The 26,354-nt window shown below is 61.2% G+C and carries 22 protein-coding genes; 14 read left to right on the forward strand and 8 right to left on the reverse strand.

Going from position 1 to position 26,354, the window contains the following annotated elements; genetic code table 11:
- The first annotated feature begins 26 nt into the window (after positions 1-26).
- Entirely contained in the window at positions 27-188 is a 162-nt protein-coding gene (locus ACVHNU_RS03080) for a hypothetical protein (RefSeq protein ID WP_177327516.1), read from the forward strand.
- Between the two features lie 148 nt (positions 189-336).
- A complete protein-coding gene (ccoM, locus tag ACVHNU_RS03085; RefSeq protein WP_003222396.1) occupies positions 337-450 on the forward strand; it encodes a cytochrome c oxidase subunit CcoM in 114 nt (37 codons plus the stop codon).
- Between the two features lie 1,239 nt (positions 451-1,689).
- Here the strand turns inward: ccoM and ACVHNU_RS03090 are convergent.
- Both ACVHNU_RS03090 and ACVHNU_RS03095 read right to left on the reverse strand, forming a co-directional pair.
- Complete coding sequence (locus tag ACVHNU_RS03090; RefSeq protein ID WP_003222397.1) at positions 1,690-3,165, reverse strand: inorganic phosphate transporter; 1,476 nt, start codon at positions 3,163-3,165, stop codon at positions 1,690-1,692.
- Positions 3,166-3,540: 375 nt separating this feature from the next.
- Positions 3,541-3,741 carry a hypothetical protein gene (locus ACVHNU_RS03095; RefSeq protein WP_003222398.1) on the reverse strand — a complete coding sequence of 67 codons (201 nt, stop codon included), beginning with the start codon at positions 3,739-3,741 and terminating at the stop codon, positions 3,541-3,543.
- A gap of 652 nt (positions 3,742-4,393) precedes the next feature.
- On the opposite strand from ACVHNU_RS03095, the gene pcaR reads away from it, so the two are divergent.
- The 11 genes from pcaR to pcaC all read left to right on the forward strand — a co-directional run bounded on the left by pcaR (position 4,394) and on the right by pcaC (position 15,405).
- On the forward strand, positions 4,394-5,236 hold the full coding sequence (pcaR, locus tag ACVHNU_RS03100) for a pca regulon transcriptional regulator PcaR (RefSeq protein WP_003222399.1): 843 nt from the start codon (positions 4,394-4,396) through the stop codon (positions 5,234-5,236).
- Between the two features lie 294 nt (positions 5,237-5,530).
- A complete protein-coding gene (pcaK, locus tag ACVHNU_RS03105; protein WP_003222401.1) occupies positions 5,531-6,877 on the forward strand; it encodes a 4-hydroxybenzoate transporter PcaK in 1,347 nt (448 codons plus the stop codon).
- Between the two features lie 273 nt (positions 6,878-7,150).
- Positions 7,151-8,008: a CoA transferase subunit A gene (locus tag ACVHNU_RS03110; protein ID WP_003222404.1), complete on the forward strand. Its 858-nt coding sequence runs from the start codon at positions 7,151-7,153 to the stop codon at positions 8,006-8,008.
- Complete coding sequence (locus ACVHNU_RS03115; protein WP_007963157.1) at positions 8,008-8,787, forward strand: CoA-transferase subunit beta; 780 nt, start codon at positions 8,008-8,010, stop codon at positions 8,785-8,787. Before ACVHNU_RS03110 ends, ACVHNU_RS03115 begins: the two co-directional genes overlap by 1 nt.
- Positions 8,784-9,989, forward strand: a complete 1,206-nt coding sequence (pcaF, locus tag ACVHNU_RS03120) for a 3-oxoadipyl-CoA thiolase (protein ID WP_473018984.1) — start codon at positions 8,784-8,786, stop codon at positions 9,987-9,989. Before ACVHNU_RS03115 ends, pcaF begins: the two co-directional genes overlap by 4 nt.
- A gap of 36 nt (positions 9,990-10,025) precedes the next feature.
- Positions 10,026-10,730, forward strand: coding sequence for a protocatechuate 3,4-dioxygenase subunit beta (gene pcaH, locus ACVHNU_RS03125; RefSeq protein ID WP_025110743.1), 705 nt, complete (start codon positions 10,026-10,028; stop codon positions 10,728-10,730).
- 1 nt (position 10,731) lies between these two features.
- Entirely contained in the window at positions 10,732-11,298 is a 567-nt protein-coding gene (gene pcaG / locus ACVHNU_RS03130; RefSeq protein ID WP_473018985.1) for a protocatechuate 3,4-dioxygenase subunit alpha, read from the forward strand.
- Between the two features lie 194 nt (positions 11,299-11,492).
- Positions 11,493-12,788 (forward strand): MFS family transporter, encoded by a 1,296-nt coding sequence (locus ACVHNU_RS03135; RefSeq protein WP_103520919.1) that lies wholly within the window; start codon positions 11,493-11,495, stop codon positions 12,786-12,788.
- A gap of 46 nt (positions 12,789-12,834) precedes the next feature.
- Entirely contained in the window at positions 12,835-14,199 is a 1,365-nt protein-coding gene (locus tag ACVHNU_RS03140) for a 3-carboxy-cis,cis-muconate cycloisomerase (protein WP_103520918.1), read from the forward strand.
- A gap of 11 nt (positions 14,200-14,210) precedes the next feature.
- Complete coding sequence (pcaD, locus tag ACVHNU_RS03145; protein ID WP_201135606.1) at positions 14,211-15,002, forward strand: 3-oxoadipate enol-lactonase; 792 nt, start codon at positions 14,211-14,213, stop codon at positions 15,000-15,002.
- A gap of 10 nt (positions 15,003-15,012) precedes the next feature.
- Positions 15,013-15,405, forward strand: coding sequence for a 4-carboxymuconolactone decarboxylase (pcaC, locus tag ACVHNU_RS03150; RefSeq protein WP_003222417.1), 393 nt, complete (start codon positions 15,013-15,015; stop codon positions 15,403-15,405).
- Positions 15,406-15,509: 104 nt separating this feature from the next.
- Here the strand turns inward: pcaC and ACVHNU_RS03155 are convergent, their stop codons facing one another.
- The 5 genes from ACVHNU_RS03155 to emhA all read right to left on the reverse strand — a co-directional run bounded on the left by ACVHNU_RS03155 (position 15,510) and on the right by emhA (position 24,032).
- Positions 15,510-16,316 carry a methyltransferase domain-containing protein gene (locus tag ACVHNU_RS03155; protein WP_473018986.1) on the reverse strand — a complete coding sequence of 269 codons (807 nt, stop codon included), beginning with the start codon at positions 16,314-16,316 and terminating at the stop codon, positions 15,510-15,512.
- Positions 16,317-16,595: 279 nt separating this feature from the next.
- Positions 16,596-17,855: an OprD family porin gene (locus tag ACVHNU_RS03160; RefSeq protein ID WP_473018987.1), complete on the reverse strand. Its 1,260-nt coding sequence runs from the start codon at positions 17,853-17,855 to the stop codon at positions 16,596-16,598.
- A 412-nt stretch (positions 17,856-18,267) separates the two neighbouring features.
- Positions 18,268-19,728 carry an efflux RND transporter outer membrane subunit EmhC gene (gene emhC / locus ACVHNU_RS03165; protein WP_003222424.1) on the reverse strand — a complete coding sequence of 487 codons (1,461 nt, stop codon included), beginning with the start codon at positions 19,726-19,728 and terminating at the stop codon, positions 18,268-18,270.
- Entirely contained in the window at positions 19,725-22,874 is a 3,150-nt protein-coding gene (gene emhB, locus ACVHNU_RS03170; RefSeq protein ID WP_003222425.1) for an efflux RND transporter permease subunit EmhB, read from the reverse strand. Before emhB ends, emhC begins: the two co-directional genes overlap by 4 nt.
- 3 nt (positions 22,875-22,877) lie before the next feature.
- Positions 22,878-24,032 (reverse strand): efflux RND transporter periplasmic adaptor subunit EmhA, encoded by a 1,155-nt coding sequence (gene emhA, locus ACVHNU_RS03175; protein ID WP_262141274.1) that lies wholly within the window; start codon positions 24,030-24,032, stop codon positions 22,878-22,880.
- 267 nt (positions 24,033-24,299) lie between these two features.
- Here emhA and emhR point away from each other — a divergent pair, with 267 nt between their 5' ends.
- Positions 24,300-24,932: an efflux system transcriptional repressor EmhR gene (gene emhR / locus ACVHNU_RS03180; protein ID WP_045122322.1), complete on the forward strand. Its 633-nt coding sequence runs from the start codon at positions 24,300-24,302 to the stop codon at positions 24,930-24,932.
- A gap of 342 nt (positions 24,933-25,274) precedes the next feature.
- Here emhR and ACVHNU_RS03185 read toward each other — a convergent pair whose 3' ends face one another.
- Positions 25,275-26,324 carry an alkene reductase gene (locus ACVHNU_RS03185; RefSeq protein ID WP_041070489.1) on the reverse strand — a complete coding sequence of 350 codons (1,050 nt, stop codon included), beginning with the start codon at positions 26,322-26,324 and terminating at the stop codon, positions 25,275-25,277.
- Between the last annotated feature and the right edge of the window lie 30 nt (positions 26,325-26,354).

A 26,354-nucleotide genomic window follows, 5' to 3' on the forward strand; every position in this document is an offset into this window, starting at 1 on the left:
TGATTCTTCTAAGTGATGCACCCGCCATGAGCCAAGACGACAAACTGATCGACCTCAGCACCGAGCGCGCCAAGCGTGTGCATGACCTCAACGAGAAACGCCTGAACGAAGTGCGCAAGGCCTTCGAGCAAGCGATGCCGCTGGGAAAAGCCAAGAAAAAGTCGAAAAACAAGCCGAAAAAGCGTTGATCTCCCCCTGCGTCCTTTGATGCAGGTCAGTTATTTTCCCGCCTTTGCCTTCTGTGTTGACCGGACTTGATCCTGGTCAATTTCTGCGCCTGCGTGATTGGTTAACTTAGCTCCATCGCAGCAAAGCAGGGGCCAGGAGGCCACAGTCATGTTTTTCGATAACGTGGTGTTTGCCGGGGTTCTGACCGTAGGTCTCATGGTTCTGTTTTTTGCAGGGTTTGGATTTTTTATCTGGAAGGATGCGAATAAGCGCAAGAAGTAGTCTTTCTGGGTTTTATGAGCACGCAAGGCATTTTGGGCGACTTCGGTTGCCCTTTTTTTTGTGTTCTTGGCGGCCTTTGGGCCGACCATGTTCTTGGGGTTTTGGGGGTATATCCGTTTTTGCGGGGGTTGCTGATTAGGGTTCCGCCCTTACGGCGGGTCACTTTTTCCAGACGCCGAAAAAGTAACCAAAAAGGCTTTACCCTGACGTTCGGCCCTCGCCTGGGCTCGGGTTCCTTCGCTCCGGGATTCATCCGGGGGGCAGCGCCTACGGTTTGCTTCGCTGCACCTCCTCTCGCTGTGTTTGGCTGCGCCAAACGGTCGCTGCGCTCCCACCCCCGGATAAATCCCTCCACTCAGCCTGCCGACGGGCCCTCAGATCAAAAGCGGTACTCGAGCTAACGCTCATTGTGTTGAGTGGGGCGGCTGCGCCGCAATGGGGTGCACGCTCTCTAAATTGTAGGAGCCAGCCTGCTGGCGATGGCGGCCTGACAGCCGACCAATCTCTTACTGATATACCCGGCCCTACTGTGGGAGCGGGCTTGCTCGCGAAGGCGGCCTGCCAGCCGAACAATCTCTTACTGATGTACCCGGCCCCACTGTGGGAGCGGGCTTGCTCGCGAAGCGGCCTGTCAGCCGACCAATCTCTTACTGATATACCCGGCCCCACTGTGGGAGCGGGCTTGCTCGCGAAGGCGGCCTGACAGCCGACCAATCTCTTACTGATATACCCGGCCCTACTGTGGGAGCGGGCTTGCTCGCGAAGGCGGCCTGTCAGCCGAACAATCTCTTACTGAATACACCCAATCCCATGTAGGAGCTGCCGAAGGCTGCGATCTTTTGATCTGGCTCTGGCTCTGGCTCTGGCTCTGGCTCTTGATGTGGCTTTTGATCTTCAAGCCCCATCGGCAGGCCGAGCGAAGGTGTCCATCAGGGGGTAGGCGCGCAGCGCCATGCGGCGGAGCCGCATACATCGAGAGGAGGTGCAGCGAAGCAAACCGTAGGCGATGCCCCCTGATGGACACCGTAGCGAGGGAACACTGAGCCTCAGCGAAGTGCCGTACGCCGGGGGAAGCCTTTTTGGTTACTTTTTCGGCGTTTGGAAAAAGTGACCCGCCGTAAGGGCGGAACCGTAATCAGCAACCCCCGCAGCAACGGATATGCCCCCAATCCAACCCCAACCAAAACAAAAAAAGGCGCGATCCTCACGAATCACGCCTTTCTCATGTGCTGCGGTCTATCAGCTACCCAACGCTTTGGACGCCAACCAGAACAACCCAGCCGACAACGCCACAGTCGCCGGCAAGGTCAGCACCCACGCCAGCAGGATAGTGCGAACAGTCCCGCCCTGCAGGCCGCTCTTGTTGGCGACCATGGTGCCGGCCACGCCCGAGGACAGGACGTGGGTGGTGGACACTGGCAGGCTGAAAATGTTGGCCATGCCGATCAGACTGGCAGTAGTGATCTGCGCCGACATGCCCTGAGAGTAGGTCATGCCTTGCTTGCCGATCTTCTCGCCGATGGTCAGTACCACGCGTTTCCAGCCGACCATGGTGCCCAGGCCCAGAGCCAGTGCGACCGCCAGAATCACCCAGAACGGCGCGTATTCAGTGGTGGTGGTCAGGTCTTTTCGCAGTTTGTCCAGGTCAGCTTTTTCACGCGCTTCGAGGCCTGGCAGCTTGCCGACTTTCTTCGCGGTGTCGTCCAGGCAGAGCAAGTAGCGACGGACTTCGATGCGGCTTTCCGAGGACAGCGAATGGTAGTCCGCTACACCTTTAAGGGTGCCAAGCAGGGCGTTGATGGTCGGTTCGGTCTGCTGCGGGTTGCAGCGGAATTTTTCCGGCAGATCGCCTTCAACACTTTTGCCCAGGGCCAGGAATTCGCCCAGGGAATCGGCGTTGCGCTTGTAGAACTGGCTCAGGTGCAAGGTCGCGTCACGGGTGCGCTCGATCTGGTAGGTGGTGCTGCTCAGGTCAAGCACGAACTGCGCAGGCACGATACCGATCAGTACCAGCATGATCAGGCCGATGCCTTTCTGACCATCGTTGGAACCGTGCACGAAGCTTACGGCCATGGCCGAGATCACCAGGACCAGGCGATTCCAGAACGGCGGGTGCTTCTTGTCGTCGATCTTGCGGCGCTGTTCCGGGGTCTTGTGCATCTTCGACAGCGGGCGCCACCACTTCAGGCCGATCAGGATCAGCGCGGCGATCAGGAAACCGGCCATTGGCGAGAACACCAGCGAGGCGCCAATGTCGATCGCTTTCTGCCAGTTCACGCCGTCGGCCAACGGGATGTTGTTGATCAGGGCGTTGGCCAGGCCGACGCCGAGGATCGAGCCGATCAGGGTGTGGGAGCTGGAGGCCGGGATACCGAAGTACCAGGTGCCCAGGTTCCATGTGATCGCCGCGGCGAGCAATGAGAACACCATCGCCAGGCCATGGCCGGTGTTCACATTGATCAGCAGTTCTACCGGCAGCAGGTGAACAATGGCATACGCCACGCCAACGCCGCCCAGCAACACGCCGAGGAAGTTGAACACACCGGAGAAGAACACCGCCAGGTGAGGCGGCATGGCTTTGGTGTAGATAACAGTGGCTACCGCGTTAGCGGTGTCATGAAATCCATTGATGAACTCGAAGGCGAGGACAAACGTCAGGGCGAGCAAGAGGCTCACAAGCACCCAAGCATCCAGTCCGCTGAATAAATCGATCATGAAGGTTTTCTGACCCGGTCATAAGGGGGCGCGATTATGCCAGAAAAGACTGGAAATCGATCCCCTACCTGCTCATCGGTAGCAATCAATGTCGAATTAAATTGTTGCAAGGTGCAAAGCCCGAGCGTGTTGCAGGGTTTTTCAAGTGCTTGATTGGCTTGGAAAAACTTTCAGGCAGCAGGCATTTTGTCGAGCGCGCAGGGGCCTCAAACGTTTGTGTGAAATATCTCTGAAACGAGTCAGACACGCTCCTTTCCCGTGCAGGACGGGGGAGGTGGCCGCTGCCCGCGGGTAGCGGGCGCGCAAGGCATCATCGGGTCACCGTGCTTGTAGCCGGTGGCGACGCAGGCCCTCGAAAAACTCAGGATCGCCCGTTCATGGCTCTTCGGTTTTGAGTTCTTCTTCCATCTTTTTCAGTTCTTGCTGGAAAACCTGATCCTGAACTGTGGGGCGTTTACGCCATGCCTTGCGTTCCGGTTCGGGTTGGGCGGCGTAGGTGGTGACTTCCCCGCCGTAAACTTCCTTGTAACGTTGTTCCTGGCGCTCAAGTTCCGCGCGCAGTTCGTCTTTCGTCACAGTGCTACCTGTTTGAGTTGAGATAAATGTCTGGTGAAACGCACGGCAACGAGTCGATTGAACACGTCCACCGAGGGGCAATGCCAGTTCAGGCATTGGAGTTGTCGGCAGGGCGATCAAGACTTCCATGTTGCAGGCGGCTACGGCACCAGATTAAAACTGACGCAGCATCAGTTTCCTGTTTCAGCAAGCGCGCTGGCGGTGCATGAATAATGAGCGTCAGGCGCTGGCCGGGGCTGACGGCAATAGGCAGCGCGTCAGCGGGCGGCACCCTCGGCCAGTGAAAACGCGGCGCCACTGAGGTGCATTATAGCGGTCGAATCGGGATTGACTATCTTTGCCAAGTTAAAAACGGTTCGGGATGTGTGATCGTTTTGTTGCTGACAAGTTTTATCGCTAGTTGAAATTTGTCGAAACCTTTAAGGACGCGCGTTCAGTTTCTGGCGCCATTAAGTCGAGCAACTAATGGGTCATGCAAAGTTGGCTGAACAGGTTGGCCCAACGATTGAAGAAGCCGCGAAGGACGGCGGCTGATGGATTGCGATAATCGGTCGGCGGTTCGATAATCGCTCAATCTTGGCGTCTCGGCCCTTGTGCATCTGTCGGCGAGCCGCTTGTATAGCCATTGATCCGTGATGCAAAAGGACAAGAAATGAACGATCAAATGCGCAACTCCTTCACCTCCGTGGCGCCGCCGATCGTCGCTTCGCCGGCCAAGCGCATCCAGGCGCTGACCGGCGACCCGGATTTCATGACCTCGCTGGCCCGTGGCCTGGCGGTGGTGCAGGCGTTTCAGGAGCGTAAGCGACACCTGACCATCGCCCAGATCAGCCACCGCACGGAAATTCCCCGCGCTGCCGTGCGCCGTTGCCTGCACACCTTGATCAAACTGGGTTACGCCACCACCGATGGCCGCACATATTCGTTGCTGCCCAAAGTCCTGACCCTTGGCCACGCCTATCTGTCATCGACGCCGCTGGCGGTGTCGGCCCAGCCGTACCTCGATCGCATGAGCGAGCAACTGCACGAAGCCTGCAACATGGCCACACTTGAAGGCGACGACATTCTGTACATCGCCCGTTCGGCGACCACGCAGCGGTTGATTTCGGTGGACCTGTCGGTGGGGGGGCGGCTGCCGGCCTATTGCACGTCGATGGGCCGAATCCTGCTGGCGGCGCTGGACGACACTTCGCTGGGCGAATACCTCGACCATGCCGAACTGGTGGCCAAAACCAGTCGCACGCTGCACACCCCGGAAAGTCTGCTCGAATGCCTGCAGGAAGTACGGCAGCAGGGCTGGTGCATCGTCGATCAGGAACTCGAGCAAGGCCTGCGTTCGATTGCCGTGCCGGTGTACGACGCGTCGGGCCAGGTGGTCGCGGCGCTCAACGTCAGCACCCACGCGGGTCGCGTCAGCCGTACCGAGCTGGAGCAACGCTTTCTGCCGGGCCTGCTCAGTGCCAGCCGCGACCTCAGCGCCCAGTTGTTCGCCTGATGAAGCTGTTCGATAAACGCACAGTGTTGCGTTTATCGAATTGACGCTAAAAGCGTCGGATCATTAATGTCGCGGCAGCGTCATCCGGCGCAGATGTGAATGAGCCTGCCGGATTGTCGACTCCCATAATAATGACAAGAGGCAACTCACCATGCGCATGCTCCCCGACTGTCTCAGCCCCATTCCCTGTTGCCGGATTCACCGCAACGCCTGATTCCAGCCTTCTATTCTTGTGACCGTGCCGCTTTTTGGCCGGCCGCCGTTCGACTGCGTTTTTTGCGTGGAATAAAAATAATGAACCAGCCTCAGTCCGCTGTAGGTAACTGCCTCGACGTGCAGACCTTCATCAATGCCCAACCGATCTCGCGCTATCAGTGGCGGGTGGTGATCCTGTGTTTCCTGATTGTGTTTCTCGACGGCCTCGACACCGCGGCGATGGGTTTTATTGCGCCGGCGTTGTCCCAGGACTGGGGCATCGACCGCGCCAGCCTCGGCCCGGTGATGAGCGCCGCGTTGATCGGCATGGTCTTCGGCGCACTGGGTTCCGGCCCATTGGCTGACCGCTTCGGGCGCAAAGTGGTACTGGTCGGCGCGGTGCTGCTGTTTGGCGCTTTCAGTCTGGCTTCGGCCTACAGCACCAACGTCGAACAATTGCTGGTGCTGCGTTTCCTCACCGGCCTCGGTCTGGGCGCGGGCATGCCCAACGCCACCACACTGCTCTCGGAATACACGCCGGAGCGCAAGAAATCCTTGCTGGTGACCAGCATGTTCTGCGGTTTCAACCTCGGCATGGCCGGCGGCGGATTCATTTCGGCGAAGCTGATCCCGGCGTTCGGCTGGCACAGCCTGTTGCTGATCGGCGGGATCCTGCCGCTGATCCTCGCGGTGGTGCTGTTGTTCTGGCTGCCGGAATCGGCACGTTATCTGGTGGTGCGTAATCGCGGCACCGACAAAGTGCGCAAGACCTTGTCGCCGATCGATCCGGTCACCGTCGCGCAGGCCTCGAGTTTCAGCGTGCCGGAACAGAAAACCGTCAAGGCGCGCAACGTGTTCGCGGTGATTTTCTCCGGCACCTACAGCGCCGGCACCTTGCTGCTGTGGCTGACCTACTTCATGGGCCTGGTTATCGTCTACCTCCTGACCAGTTGGCTGCCGACCCTGATGCGTGACAGCGGCGCGAGCATGGAGCAGGCGGCGTTCATCGGCGCGTTGTTCCAGTTCGGCGGGGTGTTGAGCGCGGTCGCTGTGGGCTGGGCGATGGATCGCTTCAATCCGCACAAGGTCATCGGCACGTTCTACCTGCTGGCCGGGGTGTTTGCCTACGCGGTGGGGCAGAGCCTGGGCAACATCACCTTGCTCGCGACCTTGGTGCTGGTGGCGGGGATGTGCGTCAACGGCGCGCAATCGGCGATGCCGTCGCTGGCGGCGCGGTTTTATCCGACCCAGGGGCGCGCAACCGGGGTGTCGTGGATGCTCGGGATTGGCCGGTTTGGTGCGATTCTCGGGGCGTGGATGGGCGCGACGTTGCTGGGGTTGGGCTGGAACTTTGAGCAGGTGTTGACGGCACTGGTGATTCCGGCGGCGTTGGCGACGACGGCGGTGGTGATTAAAGGCATGGTGAGTCATGCGGATGCGACTTGAGTCGAGTCATTTTGATCCGCGCTGCATGTTCCGACGCCTTCGCGAGCAAGCCCGCTCCCACAGGGAAAACACATTTCAAATGTGGGAGCGGGCTTGCTCGCGAAGCTTTTGCTTGTGATTGATAGGGTGGTAACAATCTGTTCGATAAACGAACACTCAGTCGATTATCGGATTGTTTGGCGATTTTCAGCGGCTTAATCTGCAGTGACTCCGGCGCTGAACCTCGCGCCTTTTTCTCACTGGCGATTCACTACAAAAACGGGAGCCTGCTCCATGGCTGAGATCCTTTCGCTGCACGACGCGGTGAAGCAATTCGTCAACGACGGCGACACCGTCGCGCTCGAAGGCTTCACTCACCTGATTCCGACAGCCGCAGGTCATGAAATCATTCGTCAGGGCAAGAAAGATCTGACCCTGGTGCGGATGACGCCTGACCTGATCTACGACCAACTGATCGGTGCCGGTTGTGCACGCAAGCTGATCTTTTCCTGGGGTGGCAACCCGGGTGTGGGGTCGCTGCACCGTCTGCGCGATGCGGTCGAGAAGCAGTGGCCGCATGCGCTGGAAATCGAAGAGCACAGCCACGCCGACCTGGCCAACGCCTACGTCGCCGGCGCTTCCGGCCTACCGTTCGCCGTGCTGCGGGCCTACGCCGGTTCCGACCTGCCGAAGGTCAACCCGCTGATCAAATCCGTGACCTGCCCGTTCACCGGTGAAGTGCTGGCGGCGGTGCCGTCGGTACGTCCGGACGTGACCGTGATCCACGCGCAGAAGGCTGACCGCCAAGGCAACGTGCTGCTGTGGGGCATTCTCGGTGTGCAGAAAGAAGCCGCACTGGCGGCCAAGCGTTGCATCGTCACCGTCGAGGAAATCGTCGACAACCTCAACGCCCCGATGAACGCTTGCGTGCTGCCGACCTGGGCCTTGAGCGCGGTCTGCCACGTGCCGGGCGGTGCGCATCCGTCCTACGCCCACGGTTACACCGAGCGTGACAATCGTTTCTATCAGGCGTGGGATCCGATCGCCCGTGACCGTGAGACGTTTACCGCGTGGATCAACGAATACATCCATGGCTGCGCTGACTTCAGCGAGTTCCAGGCCAAGTTGGCCGCTGCTTCGGAGGCCAAGTAATGACTTACACCACCAATGAAATGATGACCGTCGCTGCGGCCCGTCGCCTGAAAAACGGCTCGGTGTGCTTCGTCGGCATCGGCCTGCCGTCGAAAGCCGCCAACCTCGCGCGCCTGACTTCGTCGCCGGACGTGGTGCTGATCTACGAATCCGGCCCGATTGGCGCCAAACCAAGCGTGCTGCCGCTGTCGATCGGTGACGGCGAGTTGGCGGAGACCGCCGACACTGTCGTGCCGACCGGTGAGATTTTTCGCTACTGGCTGCAGGGCGGGCGCATCGACGTCGGTTTTCTCGGCGCGGCGCAGGTCGACCGTTTCGGCAACATCAACACCACCGTGGTCGGCGACTATCACGCGCCGAAAGTGCGCCTGCCGGGTGCCGGTGGCGCGCCGGAAATCGCCGGTTCGGCGAAAAGCGTGTTGATCATCCTCAAACAGTCGGCGCGGTCGTTCGTCGACAAACTCGACTTCATTACCTCGGTCGGTCACGGCGAGGGCGGCGATTCGCGCAAGCGTCTGGGCCTGCCGGGTGCCGGTCCGGTCGGGATCATCACCGACCTGTGCATCATGGAGCCGGAAGCGGGCACCCACGAATTCGTGGTCACCGCACTGCATCCGGGCGTGACCCGCGAGCAAGTGGTCGCCGCCACCGGTTGGGCGATCCGCTTTGCCGACAACGTTGAAACCACGGCAGCACCGACCGAGGTCGAACTGACCGCCCTGCGCGATCTCGAAGCGCGCACCGCCGCCGCCCACGGCCAGGCACCGGGAGAAGCATGATGCGTGACGTGTATATCTGCGACGCGATTCGCACCCCCATCGGCCGGTTCGGCGGTGGTCTGGCCGCCGTGCGCGCCGACGATCTGGCCGCCGTGCCGATCAAGGCGCTGATGGAGCGCAATCCCTCGGTAGACTGGAACGCGATCGACGAAGTGTTCCTCGGCTGCGCCAACCAGGCCGGCGAAGACAACCGTAACGTGGCGCGCATGGCGCTGCTGCTGGCCGGCCTGCCGGAGAGCGTGCCGGGCGTGACCCTCAACCGTCTCTGCGCTTCGGGCATGGACGCGATCGGCACCGCGTTCCGCGCCATTGCCAGTGGCGAGATGGAGCTGGCGATTGCCGGTGGCGTCGAGTCGATGTCCCGCGCGCCGTTTGTGATGGGCAAGGCGGACGCAGCGTTCTCGCGCAACATGAAACTGGAAGACACCACCATCGGCTGGCGTTTCATCAACCCGTTGATGAAAGCGCAGTACGGCGTCGATGCGATGCCGCAGACCGCCGACAACGTCGCCGATGACTATAAAGTGTCGCGCGCCGACCAGGACGCTTTCGCCCTGCGCAGCCAGCAACGCACCGCCGCTGCGCAGGCGGCGGGCTACTTCGCCGAGGAAATCGTCGAAGTACGCATTGCCCACAAGAAGGGCGAAACCGTGGTCAGCCGGGACGAACATCCTCGCGCCGACACGACGCTTGAAGCCCTGAGCAAACTCAAACCGGTCAACGGCCCGGACAAGACCGTCACCGCCGGCAACGCGTCCGGGGTCAACGACGGTGCTGCCGCGCTGATTCTCGCTTCGGCTGAAGCGGTGAAGAAACACGGCCTGACCGCCCGCGCCAAAGTGCTGGGCATGGCCAGTGCCGGCGTCGCGCCACGGGTGATGGGCATCGGCCCGGTGCCAGCGGTGCGCAAACTGATCGAGCGTCTCGGGGTGGCGGTCAGCGATTTCGACGTGATCGAACTCAACGAAGCCTTCGCCAGCCAAGGCCTGGCGGTGCTGCGTGAACTGGGTCTGGCCGACGATGCGTCGCAGGTCAACCCGAACGGTGGCGCGATTGCCTTGGGTCACCCGTTGGGCATGAGCGGCGCGCGACTGGTGCTGACCGCGTTGCATCAGTTGGAAAAGACCGGCGGCAAGAAAGGTCTGGCAACCATGTGCGTCGGCGTCGGGCAGGGTCTGGCGCTGGCCATCGAACGCGTCTGACGCACAGCTGCACGAACAAGAACTGAGGAAAGCGAAATGACTGACAAGCCTGGCTACCGTCGTCCGCAGGAAGGCACCCAGCCTGAGTACCTGCACCCGACGTATCAATCCACCAACCTGCGCTCGCCGTCCAAGCCGTTGGTGTTTCTGCCGCATTCGTTGTCGGAGATCACCGGCCCGACCATCGGTGCCGAACGCGTCGCCGAGAAAGACAACGACCTGACCGCCCAGCACGACGGCGAGCCGTTGGGCGAGCGCATCATCATTCACGGCCGTGTGCTCGACGAAAACGGTCTGCCGGTGCCGGGGATTCTGGTGGAGATCTGGCAGGCCAACGCCGCCGGCCGCTACAACCACCAGCGCGACCTGCACGACGCACCGCTGGACCCTAACTTCACCGGTACCGGCCGCACCGTGACCGACGCCGACGGCTGGTACCAGTTCCAGACCATCAAGCCCGGCGCCTATCCGTGGGGCAACCACCACAACGCGTGGCGCCCGGCGCACATCCATTTCTCGCTGTTCGGGCCGAGCATCCTCACTCGTCTGGTGACGCAGATGTATTTCCCTGGCGACCCGCTGCTGGCCTACGACCCGATCTACAACTGCGTGCCGGACACCTCCGCGAAGGAACGTCTGATCGCCGCTTTCGATCTGGAAAAAACCATTCCGTCCTACGCCCTCGGCTATCGCTGGGACATCGTCTTGCGCGGCCGCGACGCCACGCCGATGGAGAAATAAGATGACGCTGACTGCCACCACGTCCCACACCGTCGGGCCGTACTACCACATCGGCCTGACCTGGCTGAACCGCGAAAACCTCGCGGTCGAACAAACCCTCGGCGAGCGCGTGGCGATCACTGGACAAGTCGTTGACGGCAACGGCGATGTGGTCAACGACGCGATGCTCGAAGTCTGGCAGGCCAACGCCGCCGGCAAATACGCGCACCCGGAAGACGAGCAGGACAAACCACTGGACCCGCACTTCGAAGGTTTCGGCCGGGTGCCGGTGGACGCCGAAGGGCGCTTCCGTTTCACCACGATCAAACCGGGCACGGTCGAAGGCCTGAAGGGCTCGACCCAGGCCCCGCACCTGGTGGTGCTGGTGTTTGCCCGCGGCCTGGTCAAACACTTGCTGACACGCATCTACTTCGAAGGCGATCCGGCGAACGTGAGTGATCCGCTGCTGGAATGTGTGCCGGCGGAGCGCCGCGGGACGTTGCTGGCGAAGCCGGATGCGGCGGGGGTTTATCAGTGGAATGTGATTTTGCAGGGCACTGAGGCGGAGACGGTGTTCTTCGATTATTGAAGGGGCAACACACATCCCATGTGGGAGCGGGCTTGCTCGCGAAGGCGGTGGGTCAGTCAACATTAATATTGCCTGACACGCCCTCTTCGCGAGCAAGCCCGCTCCCACAGGGAAACTGTATGGCTGATTCGATGTGGAACGGGACTGTTGCGAAGTGTGTCTAGACTCTCACCTGTCCCCTCAGAGTAAAAACAATGACAACTACCACCGCTCATTACACCGGCGAAGAGCGCAGCAAGCGCATCTTCGCTATTGTCGGTGCCTCGTCCGGCAATCTGGTCGAATGGTTCGACTTCTATGTCTATGCCTTCTGCGCGATCTATTTCGCCCCGGCGTTTTTCCCCTCCGACAACCCCACGGTGCAACTGGTCAACACCGCCGGCGTATTCGCCGCCGGGTTCCTGATGCGCCCGATTGGCGGCTGGATTTTCGGGCGGCTGGCGGACAAGAAGGGCCGCAAGACTTCGATGATGATTTCGGTACTGATGATGTGCTTCGGCTCGTTGCTCATCGCCTGCCTGCCGACTTACGCCAGCATCGGCGTGTGGGCACCGCTGCTGTTGCTGTTCGCGCGTCTGCTGCAAGGTTTGTCGGTGGGTGGCGAATACGGCACCACCGCGACCTACATGAGTGAAGTTGCGCTCAAGGGCCAGCGCGGCTTTTTCGCTTCGTTCCAGTACGTGACGCTGATCGGCGGACAACTGCTGGCGGTGTTGCTGGTGGTGATCCTGCAGCAGTTCCTCAGTGAAGACGAACTGCGTGCCTACGGCTGGCGGATTCCGTTTGTGGTCGGTGCGGTGGCGGCGGTGATCTCGCTGTTCCTGCGGCGTTCGCTGAAAGAAACCGCCAGCAAGGAAATGCGCGAGAACAAGGACGCCGGCAGCATCCGCGCGCTGTTCCGTGATCACAAAGCCGCGTTCATCACCGTGCTTGGTTACACCGCCGGTGGCTCGTTGATTTTCTACACCTTCACCACGTATATGCAGAAGTACCTGGTGAACACCGCCGGCATGCACGCGAAGACCGCCAGTTACATAATGACCGGCGCGCTGTTCCTGTATATGTGCATGCAGCCGCTGTTCGGCATGCTCGCCGACAAGATCGGCCGGCGTAATTCGATGCTCTGGTTCGGCGCGCTCGGCACGCTGTTCACCGTGCCGATCCTGTTGAGCCTGAAAAGCATCAGCAGCCCGGTGCTGGCCTTTGTACTGATCACCGTGGCGCTGGCGATTGTCAGTTTCTACACCTCGATCAGCGGCCTGGTGAAAGCCGAAATGTTCCCGCCGGAAGTCCGCGCTCTTGGCGTCGGTCTGGCCTACGCGGTGGCCAACGCGATCTTCGGCGGCTCGGCTGAATACGTGGCCCTGAGCCTGAAGGCCGGGGGCATGGAAAACGCCTTCTACTGGTACGTAACGGTGATGATGGCGGTGGCGTTCCTGTTCAGCCTGCGCCTGCCGAAACAGGCGGCGTACTTGCATCACGATCTGTAAACCGATGAGCGCGGGCCGTGAAGGCCCGCGCCGGCAAGGACTGTTTATGACTCAGCGACCGGGCAATCAATTGTTCGATGCCTACTTCACTGCCCGCGATATGCGCGAAGTGTTCTGCGATCAGGGCCGGGTGCAGGCGATGCTCGATTTCGAAGCGGCGCTGGCCCGGGCCGAAGCGCGGGTCGGGGTGATTCCGGCGTCTGCCGTTGCGCCGATTGCCGCCGCCTGCAACGCCGGTCTGTATGACTTCGCGGCGCTGGGCGAGGCGATTGCCACGGCCGGTAATTCGGCGATTCCACTGGTCAAGGCGTTGGGCAAGCAGATCGCCGCGAGCAGTGCCGAGGCTGAGCGTTATGTGCATCTGGGGGCGACCAGTCAGGACGTGATGGATTCCGGGCTGGTGCTGCAATTGCGTCAGGCGCTGGAGCTGATTGAAAGCGATCTGGCAGCGCTTGCCGATTCGCTCGCCGCCCAAGCCCAACGTCATGCGGCGACGCCACTGGCCGGGCGCACCTGGCTGCAGCACGCCACGCCCGTCACGCTCGGGATGAAGATTGCCGGTTGGCTCGGCGCGGTGACCCGCAGTCGTCAGCGTCTGCGCGAACTCAAGCCACGGCTGCTGGTGCTGCAATTCGGCGGAGCGTCCGGCACCCTCGCGGCACTCGGCGGGCAAGCATTACCGATCGCTCAGGCCTTGGCGGAAGAACTGCGACTGACACTGCCCGAGCAACCGTGGCACACCCAGCGTGATCGCATCGTCGAGTTCGGCGCGGTACTCGGTTTGATCGCCGGCAGCCTCGGCAAACTCGGGCGCGACGTCAGTCTGTTGATGCAGACCGAAGCGGCGGAAGTGTTCGAGCCGTCGGCGCCGGGCAAGGGCGGTTCGTCGACCATGCCGCACAAGCGCAATCCGGTCGGCGCGGCGGTGTTGATCGGTGCCGCGACGCGGGTGCCGGGGCTGGTCTCGACGCTGTTCAGCGCCATGCCGCAGGAACACGAGCGCAGCCTCGGTCTGTGGCATGCCGAATGGGAAACCCTGCCGGACATCTGCTGCCTGGTGTCCGGTGCGTTGCAACAGGCGCGCCTGCTGGCCGATGGTCTGGAAGTCGACGCCGAACGCATGGCGCGCAATCTCCAATTGACTCAAGGGCTGGTGCTCGCCGAAGCGGTGAGCATCGTCCTCGCGCAGCGGGTCGGACGCGACACCGCGCACCATTTGCTCGAACAATGCTGCAAACGCGCGGTGGCCGAACAGCGCCACCTGCGTGCGGTACTCGGCGACGAGCCGCAAGTGACTGCCGAACTGAGCAGCACCGAACTCGACCATCTGCTCGACCCCGCGCATTACCTCGGCCAGGCGCAAACCTGGGTCGAGCGCGCAGTCGCCGAACACAATGCTTTGACTGTCTGAAGGAGAGGGCTGTGGCTTTCGTTCAACTCGCCGATGGCGAACTGCACTATCAATTGGATGGGCCGGTCGATGCGCCGGTGTTGTTGCTGTCCAACTCGCTGGGCACCGACCTGCACATGTGGGACGCGCAGATACCGGCGTTCACCGAGCACTTCCGGGTGCTGCGTTTCGACACGCGCGGACACGGCCAGTCGCTGGTGACGCCGGGGCCGTACAGCATCGAGCAACTGGGTCGCGACGTGCTGGGTCTGCTGGATGCGCTGCACATCGAGCGTGCGCATTTCTGCGGATTGTCGATGGGCGGGTTGATCGGCCAGTGGCTGGGGATCAATGCCGGCCATCGTTTGCACAAACTGATTGTGTGCAACACCGCCGCGAAGATCGGCGACCCGTCGGTGTGGAATCCGCGCATCGAAACCGTGTTGCGTGATGGCCCGGCAGCGATGGTCGCACTGCGTGATGCGTCGATTGCCCGTTGGTTTACCCCGGACTTTTCCACGGCCAATCCGGCCGCGGCGAAGAAGATCACCGACATGCTCGCGGCGACGTCACCTGAAGGTTATGCGGCCAATTGCGCGGCGGTACGCGATGCCGATTTCCGTGAGCAACTGGCGTCGATCAACCTGCCGCTGCTGGTGATCGCGGGTACCGAAGATGCGGTGACGCCACCGTCCGGCGGGCATTTCATTCAGGAGCATGTGCGCGGCGCCGAGTACGCCGAGTTCTATGCCGCGCATTTGTCCAACGTGCAGGCCGGTGCCGCTTTCAGTGATCGGGTGTTGGCGTTTCTGAACGCTCAGTGAGGGAAGATTTGTGGACGAGAAACAACGTTACGACGAAGGTTTGCAAGTACGCCGCGCGGTATTGGGCGATGCCCACGTCGATCGCAGCCTGAATGCGCTGACCGAGTTCAACTCGGAATTCCAGGAGATGATCACCCGTCACGCCTGGGGCGACATCTGGACCCGCCCGGGCCTGCCTCGGCATACCCGCAGCCTGATCACCATCGCCATGCTGATCGGGATGAACCGCGAGGCTGAACTGAAACTGCATTTGCGTGCGGCGGCCAACAACGGTGTGAGCCGGGGCGAGATCAAGGAAGTAATCATGCAGAGTGCGATCTATTGCGGGATCCCGGCGGCGAATGCCACGTTCCATCTGGCGGAGTCGGTGTGGGATGAGCTGGGGGTTGAATCCCGGGAGTGATGGTGCCTGAACTGAGGCCTTCGCGAGCAAGCCCGCTCCCACAATGGAACGCGTTCATCTGTAGGAGTGAGCCTGCTCGCGATGGCGATATTTGCCGTGACACGTCACACCTTGGCGACAATGAAAATCCGCTTGAACGGAAACAGCGTCTGCCCGTTTTTCTCCGGCGGATAATGCTTATGCACCCGCATCAGATAGTGGTAGATAAACCGCGCCTGTTCCTGTGGCGTCAGTGCCTGCATCACCGGCCGTAGCGCCGAGACCTTCACCCAGTCGTAGATCGGCGACTTGCCGCCGACCACCTGCAATTGCTCGGTTTCCCAGATGTCCAGTGACGTGGTCAGCGGCGCCAGCAAACGGTAGTAATCCTCCAGCGACAATAGCGGCCGCGCCGCCATGTGCTGGCGCAGTTGCGGTGTGCCGATGGGGGTGTGACCCGGGCCGGCATCTTCCAGGGTGTCGAGCATCAGTCGATACCACAAGGCATCGCGCCAGTCCGGCATGTGCGCCGCCAGACAGCCGCCGGGGTTCAGATGCCCCAGCAGGCGCGGCAGCAGTTGTTGATGATCGCCAATGAAATGCAGCACCGCCGCGGCGAGCAGCAGGTCGGCGGGTTGTCTGGGTTGCCATTCGAGCAGGTCGCACTCTTGCCAGCGGGCGTTGATCGACAGACATCGGGCCTGATCCAGCATCTGCCGCGAACTGTCGACGCCCAGCAACTGCGCTCGCGGCCAACGTTCGGCCAGCAGCTGCGTGGCAATGCCGGTGCCGCAGCCCAGGTCATAAATACGTTTGGGGTTATCCAGTTCGACGCGATCGAGCAGTTCGTTGACCGGGCGCTGGCGTTGACGGGAAAACTGCTGGTACGCCTTGGCGTCCCAGTCGGGGGCTGCGTTGAGTGGGTTGATCATGAGGTGGTCCTCCGATGATCAGCAGTGTCTTCCGATGACAACCTGGCCAAATCTTGAGGACCAACAACTTTGGATAGCGGAAGCGGGGAGGGTGTGGCGCCTGAGTCCTTCAGGTGTTTCCTACTCTACCCGAGGCTTTGCGAAGCGCTACAGATCCTGACGGATGGCACAACACCCCTGTGGGCGCGGGCTTGCTCGCGAAGGCGGAGGGTCAGGCAGCATTGAAGTGACTGATAAACCGCTTTCGCGAGCAAGCCCGCTCCCACAGGGGCTTGGTGTTTACAGCAAGCTGATCGGATAGCTGATGATCAGGCGGTTTTCGTCGAACTCGTTGTTGCTGAAGTCGCGGCGCATGGTCGAGTTGCGCCAGCGCACGTTCAGGTCGCGCAAGGTGCCGCTCTGCACGGTGTAGCCCAGTTCCGATTCGCGGCCCCATTCCTTGCCATCGGTGATGGTTCCGGTGTGCACGTTGTCGCCGCTGATGTAGCGGTTCATCAAGGTCAGGCCGGGGATGCCCAGGGCGGCAAAATTGTAGTCGTGGCGCACCTGCCAGGATCGCTCCTGAGCGTTGTCGTAGCTGGAGTTGTAACTGTCGTTGGCCAGGGTGCCGCCGCTGGTGCCATTGACGCGCATCCAGGCGCTGTCGCCGGTGAGTTTCTGCAGGCCGACGTAGAAAGTGTTGCCGCCGTAGCGGGCCGAGAACATCCCCGACCAGGTCTTGTTGTCGAGTTCGCCGGCGCGGGCGCTGCCGTCATCCTTGCCATAGAAGAAGCCGAGGTTGGCGCCCAGGGTCCAGTCGCCCAGTGGCTGGCTGTGCGTCAGGTTGACGTATTGCTGGCTGTAGATGTCCTTGAGTTCGGCGTTCCACAGGCCGATCTGCGTGCGCTTTTCGTTGAAAACGTATTCACCGCCCTGAAAGTTGAAGCGGTCCGAGGTGAACGCCGGCTTACCGAACATCGACATGTCGCTCATGCTGCTGTCGTCGCGCGGACTGTTGGCGCGGAACTGCCCGCCGTAGAGGGTCAGACCGTTGATCTCCTTCGAGGTGATCTGCCCGCCACGGAAGGTTTGCGGCAGCGAACGGCCGTCGTCCGAACGCAGGATCGGCAGCACCGGCATCCATTCGCCCACCTTGATTTCGGTCTGCGACAGTTTGGCCTTGAACGCGACGTTGGTACGGCCGAAATTGTCCGCCGGGCGCCCGTCGTGATCCAGTGGCAGCAATTGCGTGCCGCCGGTGCCCTTGCCGCCGTCGAGCTTCACCGAATACAGGCCGAGCACGTCCATGCCGAAGCCGACGGTGCCTTGGGTGAAGCCGGATTTGGCGTCGAGGATGAAGTTCTGCGTCCACTCTTCGGCCTTGCCCTGGGCCTTGGTCGGGTTGGTGAAGTTGCGGTTGATGTAGAAGTTGCGCAGGTTCAGGTTGGCGCTGGCGCCTTCGACAAAACCGGCTTCTTCGGCTGCGGCGGGCAGGGCGACGCCAGTCAGGGCCAGGGCGATCAGGCCGGGGAGGGCGTACGGCGCAGTTGGATGAGTCATCGCAGGGTCTCTTGTTATTTTTTTGGGGTCGAACGGGTCCGTTGCCGCCACTTTCGGGGCAGGCAAGCGCTTGCAGAATCTGGGATGCAGCGGCGGCGATCAGCCGGACGGGACAGGGCGCGGGAGCATGGTGTCGAACCTGTTGTTATTGGTTTTGTGGAACGAATGGTGCGGGGGGCGATGGGCGGGATTCAATCGGGGAAAGCGGGTTTTGGGCGATTATCGAACGCAAGATTGAGCCAGCTTTTGTGGTGGTCGATAAGGCGCTATCGCGAGCAGGCTCGCTCCCACATTTGGAATGCGTTTCTCTGTAGGAGTGAGCCTGCTCGCGATAGCGCCATTCCAGACAACACATTTGTTGCAGGCAACAAAAAGCCCGCCAAGTGGCGGGCTCCCTGTGTTCACCGGATGATCAGAACAGCTTCATCTTCGGTGCTTCTTCTTTCAGCGGTTCGTTCTGCGCGGTCTGCGCATTCCAGCCACCACCCAGCGCCTTGTACAGGTTGACCGCACTGGTCAGCTGCGCGAGGCGGTCGGTGATCAGTGCCTGTTGCGCGCTGAACAACTGACGCTGAGCGTCGAGGAAGGTCAGGTTGCTGTCGACACCGATGCGGTAACGACGCTCGGCCAGGCGATAGTAATCCTGGTTGGCCGCGACGAAGTCACGTTGCGCCTGCAACTGCTCGGTGTAGGTCTGGCGGGCGGCCAGGCCGTCGGCGACTTCCTGGAAGGCGGTCTGAATCGACTTCTCGTAGTTCGCCACGTCGATGTCTTTCTGGATCTTCGCCGCGTCGAGGCTGGCGCGCAGGCTGCCGGCGTTGAAGATCGGCAGGTTGATCTGCGGCGAGAACAGCCAGGTCCCCGAACCACCCTTGAACAGACCGGACAGGTCCGGGCTCAGCGTACCGGCGTTGGCCGTCAGGCTGATGCTCGGGAAGAACGCGGCACGGGCCGCGCCGATGTTGGCGTTGGCCGCTTTCAGGTTGTACTCGGCTTGCAGGATGTCCGGACGACGTTGCAGCAGGTCCGAGGGCAGGCCGGCCGGTACGTCGCTGAGCAGGTCGTCCGACAGCGGTTTGGCCGCTTGCAGGTTGGCCGGGATACCGGTGCCGAGCAGCAGGGTCAGGCTGTTTTCGTCCTGAGCCACCTGACGCGTGTACTTGGCCAGTTGCGCCCGGGCGTTTTCCACCGAGGTACGCGACTGCGCCAGGTCCAGCGCCGAGGCGACACCGACTTCGTTGCTGCGGCTGGTCAGCTTGTAGCTTTCTTCGAAGGCACCGAGGGTGTCCTGCGTCAGCTTGAGCAGTTCCTTGTCGGCCTGCCAGGTCAGGTAGGCGTTGGCCACACTGGCCACCAGGCTGATCTGGGTGCTGCGACGCGCTTCTTCAGTGGCGAAGTATTGTTGCAGCGCTTGTTCGCTCAGGCTGCGCACCCGACCGAACAGGTCGAGTTCGTAGGCGCTGATGCCGACGGTGGCGGAGTAGGAACTGGTGATGCCCGCTTCACCGGTCTGCGAAGCCCGTGCCGGAACGCGCTGGCGGCTGCCGGTGGCGTTCGCCGAAACCGCCGGGAACAGATCGGCCCGCTGGATGCGGTACTGAGCAGCGTAGGCGTCGATGTTCAGCGCCGCGACGCGCAGGTCGCGGTTGTTTTCCAGCGAGACCTGGATCAGCTGTTGGAGGGCAGGATCATGGAAAAACTGCTTCCAGCCTTGCTCGGCAGCGGCTTGCGCCGGTGCCTGGGCCGGCGAGTACGCCGGGCCCTGCGGGAACTGGTTCGCAACCGGTGCTTCTGGTCGCTGATAATCAGGAATCAGCGAGCAACCGCTCAGCACGAAGGCTGCGACCGCGATGGAGAGTAGCGACTTGCTCATTGGCCAGCCTCTTTAGGAGTTTCTGTGGTGTCATCCTGGTCCGCATTTTTGCGCTGGCCCATGGACGACACGGTGACGAAGAACAGGGGGACCCAGAAAATTGCCAGGATCGTGGCCGTGAGCATACCGCCAATCACACCTGTACCGATTGCGTGTTGACTGCCCGAGCCGGCGCCGGTGGAGATCGCCAGCGGTACTACACCGAGGACGAATGCCAGCGAGGTCATGATGATCGGTCGCAGACGCATGCGGCAGGCTTCGATCGCCGCATCGCGCAGACTGCGCCCTTGTTCATGCAGCTCCTTGGCGAATTCGACGATCAGAATGGCGTTTTTAGCTGCCAGACCGATGGTCGTCAACAGGCCCACCTGGAAGTACACGTCGTTGGACAGGCCGCGCAGGCTGGTGGCCATCAGCGCACCGATGATCCCCAGCGGTACCACGAGCATGACCGCGATCGGAATCGACCAGCTTTCATACAGTGCCGCCAGACACAGGAACACCATCAGCAGCGACAGGGCGTACAGCGCTGGCGCCTGCGAACCGGACAGACGTTCCTCGTAGGACAGACCCGTCCAGGAGATACCGACACCGGCCGGCAGCTTCTTGGCAATCGCTTCGACTTCGGCCATCGCTTCACCGGTGGAGTAACCCGGCGCCGGAGAACCGAGGATCTCCATCGCTTCCACACCGTTGTAACGCGCCAGTTTCGGCGAACCGTAGATCCACTCGCCCTTGGCGAACGCGGAGAACGGCACCATGGTCCCGGCGCTGTTGCGCACGTACCACTTCTTCAGGTCTTCAGGGCTCATGCGCGAACCGGCCTGGCCTTGCACGTACACCTTCTTCACACGACCGCGGTCGATGAAGTCGTTGACGTAGCTACTACCGAAGGAAATCGACAGGGTGCTGTTGATGTCGGTAATGCTCACGCCCAGGGCGCGGGCCTTCGCATCGTCGATTTCCAGGTGGTATTGCGGCTCGTCGTTCAGACCGTTCGGACGGACCTGGTAGAGCACCTTGCTCTGCGCGGCCATGCCGAGGAACTGGTTACGCGCTTCCATCAGTTTTTCGTGACCGATACCGGCGCGATCCTGCAGGAACACGTCGAAACCGGTGGCGTTACCCAGCTCCAGTACCGCAGGTGGGGCAAAGGCAAACACCATCGCGTCGCGGAAGCTGAAGAAGTGCTGCTGGGCGCGCTGGGCCAGGGCGAACACGCTGTTGCTCGCATCACGCTCGTGCCACGGCTTGAGCATGATGAACGCCAGACCCGAGCTCTGACCACGACCGGCGAAGTTGAAGCCGTTCACGGTGAACACCGAGGACACCGCACCGGACTCTTTTTCCAGCAGGTAGGAGCGCATTTCGTCGATCACGACTTGCGTACGTTCGGCACTGGAACCGGCCGGGGTCTGCACCTGGGCGAACAGTACGCCCTGGTCTTCTTCCGGGAGGAACGCGGTCGGAATGCGGGTGAACAGCCAGATCATGCCGACCACGATCAGGACGTAGGCCAGCAGGTACGGCGCTTTGCGCGACAGCATGTTGCCGACACCGCGCTCGTAGCTTTTCACGCCACGGTCGAAGCTGCGGTTGAACCAGCCGAAGAAGCCTTTTTTCGGTGTGCCATGCTCGCCTTTCGGAATTGCCTTGAGCATGGTGGCGCACAGCGCCGGGGTGAAGATCAGCGCCACCATCACCGACAGGGCCATGGCCGAAACGATGGTGATCGAGAACTGCTTGTAGATCACACCGGTGGAGCCGCTGAAGAACGCCATCGGCAGCAGTACCGCCGACAGAACCAGGGCGATACCGACCAGAGCGCCCTGGATCTGGCCCATGGACTTCTTGGTCGCTTCCTTCGGTGACAAGCCTTCTTCGCTCATCACCCGCTCGACGTTTTCCACCACGACGATGGCGTCGTCCACCAGCAAGCCGATGGCCAGCACCATACCGAACATGGTCAGGGTGTTGATGCTGAAACCGAACGCCGCGAGGATGCCGAACGTACCGAGCAATACCACCGGCACGGTCATCGTGGTGATGACGGTGGCGCGGAAGTTCTGCAGGAACAGGAACATCACCAGGAACACCAGCACGATCGCTTCGACCAGGGTTTCAACCACACCCTTGATCGACTCGGTCACCACCGGAGTGGTGTCGTACGGGAACACCACTTCCATGCCTTGCGGGAAGAACGGGCTGAGCTCGTCGATCGTTTTACGCAGGGCTTTGGCGGTGTCGAGGGCGTTGGCGCCGTTGGCCAGCTTTACCGCCAGACCGGAAGAAGGCTTGCCGTTGAACTGGGCCGAGATGGTCGAGTTTTCACCGCCCAGGCCAACGTCGGCAACATCACCGATGTGTACTTGCGAGCCGTCCTGGTTGACCTTCAGCAGAATTGCCTTGAACTGCTCGGCAGTCTGCAGACGGGTTTTGCCGATGATCGTGGCGTTCAGTTGCTGGCCAGGCAGCGCCGGCAAACCACCGAGCTGACCGGACGACACCTGGACGTTCTGCGCCGAAATCGCGGTGCTGACATCGGCCGGGGTCAGGTTGTACTTGTTCAGCTTGGCCGGGTCGAGCCAGATGCGCATCGCGTACTGGGCACCGAAGACCTGGAAGTCACCGACACCGGCAGTCCGCGAGATCGGGTCCTGCATGTTCGACACGATGTAGTTGGACAGGTCGTCCTTGGACATGCTGCCGTCACGCGACACCACGCCGATCACCAGCAGGAAGTTCTTCACTGCCTTGGTCACGCGGATACCCTGTTGCTGCACTTCCTGCGGCAGCAGCGGGGTGGCCAGGTTCAGCTTGTTCTGAACCTGAACCTGCGCGGTGTCGGAGTTGGTGCCTTGCTCGAAGGTCGCGGTGATGGTCATGCTGCCGTCGGAGTTACTTTCCGAGGACACATAACGCAGGTTGTCGATACCGTTGAGCTGCTGCTCGATCACCTGGACCACGGTGTCCTGCACGGTTTGTGCCGAAGCACCCGGGTAGGTCACGGAGATCGCAATGGCCGGAGGCGCAATGCTCGGGTACTGGTTGATCGGCAATTTCAGGATCGATAGTGCCCCGACCAACATGATCACCAGGGCAATTACCCAGGCGAAAATCGGACGGTCGATAAAAAATTTCGACATGAGTTACTCCCCTTTGCCGCCAGCGGCTTTGTCAGCTGCCTGAGCGGGGGCCGGGTTCTTGGCTACGTTGGTCGCTTCAGTCGGGTTGACCTGAACACCTGGTCGAACATATTGCAGGCCTTCGGTGATCAGACGATCGCCGGCTTTCAGGCCATCCTCGATCAGCCACTGGCTGCCGACGGTGCGACTGGCCTTGAGCTGACGCAGTTCAACCTTGTTGTCCGGGCCGACAACCAGTGCGGTCGGGGTACCCTTGAGGTCGCGGGTCACGCCTTGTTGCGGCGCCAGGATGGCGGCAGCGTTGACCCCGGCCTGCAACTGGGCGCGTACGAACATGCCTGGCAGCAGGGTGTGATCCGGGTTCGGGAACACGGCACGCAAGGTCACGGAGCCGGTAGTCGGATCAACCGACACTTCGGAGAATTCCAGCTTACCGTCGAGCTTGTACTGGCTGCCGTCTTCGAGGGTCAGTTTGACCGCTGCCGAGTTGTCGCCGACCTTCTGCAGGCGACCGCTTTCCAGCTCGCGGCGCAGTTCCAGCAGTTCAACCGAGGACTGGGTAACGTCGACGTAGATCGGGTCCAGTTGCTGGATCGTCGCCATCGCGTCAGCCTGGCCGTTGTTGACCAGTGCACCTTCAGTCACCGAAGAGCGGCCGATACGTCCGGAGAGCGGTGCGTAGACCTTGGTGTAACGCAGGTTGATCTGCGCGCTCTGCAGCGAGGCTTCCGACTCCATGCGGTTGGACACGGCAGTGTCGTATTCCTGGCGGCTTACGGCCTGCTCGTCAACCAGTTGCTTGTAGCGGTCGGAGATCGACTTGGTCGAACGCAGGTTGGCTTCGGCGCTTTTCAGGGTGGCTTCATAGACGGCCGGGTCGATCTGATACAGCTGCTGACCGGCCTTGACGTCGCTGCCTTCCTTGAACAGACGCTTGAGAATGATGCCGTTGACCTGTGGTCGAACTTCAGCGATGCGGTACGCACTGGTGCGGCCCGGCAGTTCGGACGTGAGTGTAAAGGCTTGTGGTTGCAGGGTGACGACGCCGACCTGAGGAGGCGGAGCGGCTGGGGCCGCTTCTTCCTTTTTACATCCGCTGAGCAGCGATGCCAGGGCGACGGCAGTGACCAGAGCGGTAACAGCTGGCTTGAATTGCATGAAGATCCTCGGGTCAGGCGCGCACAGTGCGCACAAGAAGTGTGGAAGGGTAAAAAAATCGGGTCGAGTGGATAAGTAGCTTGCTAAGGAATATACTTACGTTCATGGTTGTTTGTAAATAGCTTGGCGTCGTACCCACCCTGTTACAAAATGCGTCGCAAGGTTTGAAATTGTAGGCCGGGGAGCCGATTCGTGAGAGATCGGCCCCCTCTTTATTCAGCGGATATTCAGCCATCCCTGAAACATCCTGTTTGAGGTTTTACTGCCATGGTCCGTCGTACCAAAGAGGAAGCTCAGGAAACGCGCAGCCAGATTCTCGAAGCGGCCGAGAAAGCGTTTTATGAAAGAGGCGTGGCCCGCACGACCCTGGCGGATATCGCAACGCTGGCTGGCGTCACGCGCGGTGCCATCTACTGGCATTTCAGCAACAAGGCGGATCTGGTGCAGGCGATGCTCGACAGCCTGCATGAACCGCTGGATGAATTGGCGAAGGCCAGCGAGAGCGAGGACGAACTCGACCCACTGGGGTGCATGCGCAAGCTGTTGATCCATCTGTTCCATCAGGTAGCCCTGGATCCGAAGACCCGTCGCATCAACGAGATTCTTTTTCATAAGTGCGAATTCACCGATGAAATGTGCGATCTGCGCCAGCAGCGCCGCACGGCCAGTCTCGATTGCAACCTGCGCATCGGCCTGACCTTGCGTAATGCGGTAAATCGCGGCCAGTTGCCGGAAGATCTCGACACTGCCCGGGCGGCCATCAGCATTCATGCGTATATCGATGGCCTCCTGTATGGATGGCTATTGGCGCCGGACAGCTTTCAATTGCATGCCGAAGCCGAGCGCTGGGTCGATACAGGGCTGGACATGCTGCGCCTGAGCCCCAGCCTGCGCAAATGAAACAAAATGCGTAATTGGCACAGGTTATGTCAATCGGCCTGCTTTTATATAGACCCGAACCGCGAGTTTAAACGTAGCGAGCTACGGATTTTGTAGGGATTTTGTGTCTTCGCTGTGAACGAATGTTAGCTGTCGCCAATAATGACAGCATCACCTTGTGAGAGAGGGCTTGCTCGCGAAGGCGTCTGAACATTCAATACATCTGCCGACGCTCATACCGCTTTCGCGAGCAAGCCCGCTCCCACAATGGAGCTTCAGCGATTGCGGGGCAAAACCCAAGAAAAAGCCCCCGACTTTCACAAGTCGGGGGCTTTTGTATTTCTGTCGCGTCCTGAATAAGGTTTACAGCGTCGGGTAGTCGATGTAACCGACCGGGCCCTTGCCGTAGAACAGCTCTGGACGCGGATCGTTCAGCGGTGCATCGGCCTTCAGACGTGCCGGCAGGTCCGGGTTGGCAATGAACGGTACGCCAAACGCCACCGCGTCAGCCTTGCCTTCTGCCAGCCAGGCATTGGCGCTGTCCTTGGTGAAGCGTTCGTTGGCGATGTACGCGCCGCCGAAGGCTTCTTTCAGCTGTGGGCCGAGGCTGTCGGCGCCTTCTTTTTCGCGGGAGCAGATGAAGGCGATGCCACGCTTGCCCAGCTCGCGAGCGACGTAAGTGAAGGTCTCGGCCAGATTGTCGTCGCCCATGTCGTGGGAGTCGGCGCGTGGCGCCAGGTGCACGCCGACACGGCCGGCGCCCCAGACGTCGATCGCCGCGTCAGTCACTTCCAGCAGCAGACGTGCACGGTTTTCCAGGGAGCCGCCGTAGTTGTCGGTGCGCTGGTTGGTGCTGCTTTGCAGGAACTGGTCGAGCAGGTAGCCGTTGGCGCCGTGGATTTCCACGCCGTCGAAGCCGGCGGCTTTGGCGTTCTCGGCACCGGTGCGGTAGGCCTCGACGATCTCGGCGATTTCAGCGGTTTCCAGGGCACGTGGAGTCGGGTAATCGGCGAGTGGGCGAACCAGGCTGACGTGACCTTTAGGCTGGATGGCGCTCGGCGCGACCGGAGTTTCACCGTTGAGGTACGACGGGTGCGAGATGCGGCCGACGTGCCACAGTTGCAGGACGATCTTGCCGCCGGCAGCGTGCACGGCCTTGGTCACGTTGGTCCAGCCGCGCACCTGATCGTTGGACCAGATGCCCGGGGTGTCCGGGTAGCCAACGCCCATCGGCGTCACCGATGTGGCTTCGGACAGGATCAGGCCGGCAGAGGCGCGTTGCACGTAGTACTCGGCCATCAGCGCGTTCGGCACGCGGCCTTCATCGGCGCGGCAGCGGGTCAGCGGGGCCATGATGATGCGGTTGGACAGCTCGAGGTCGCCCAGTTTGATCGGATCGAAAATAGTTGCCATGTGTACAACCCTCGTCAGTTAAGTGGTTAA

The organism is Pseudomonas sp. Ors-4-3C, from assembly GCF_055755035.1.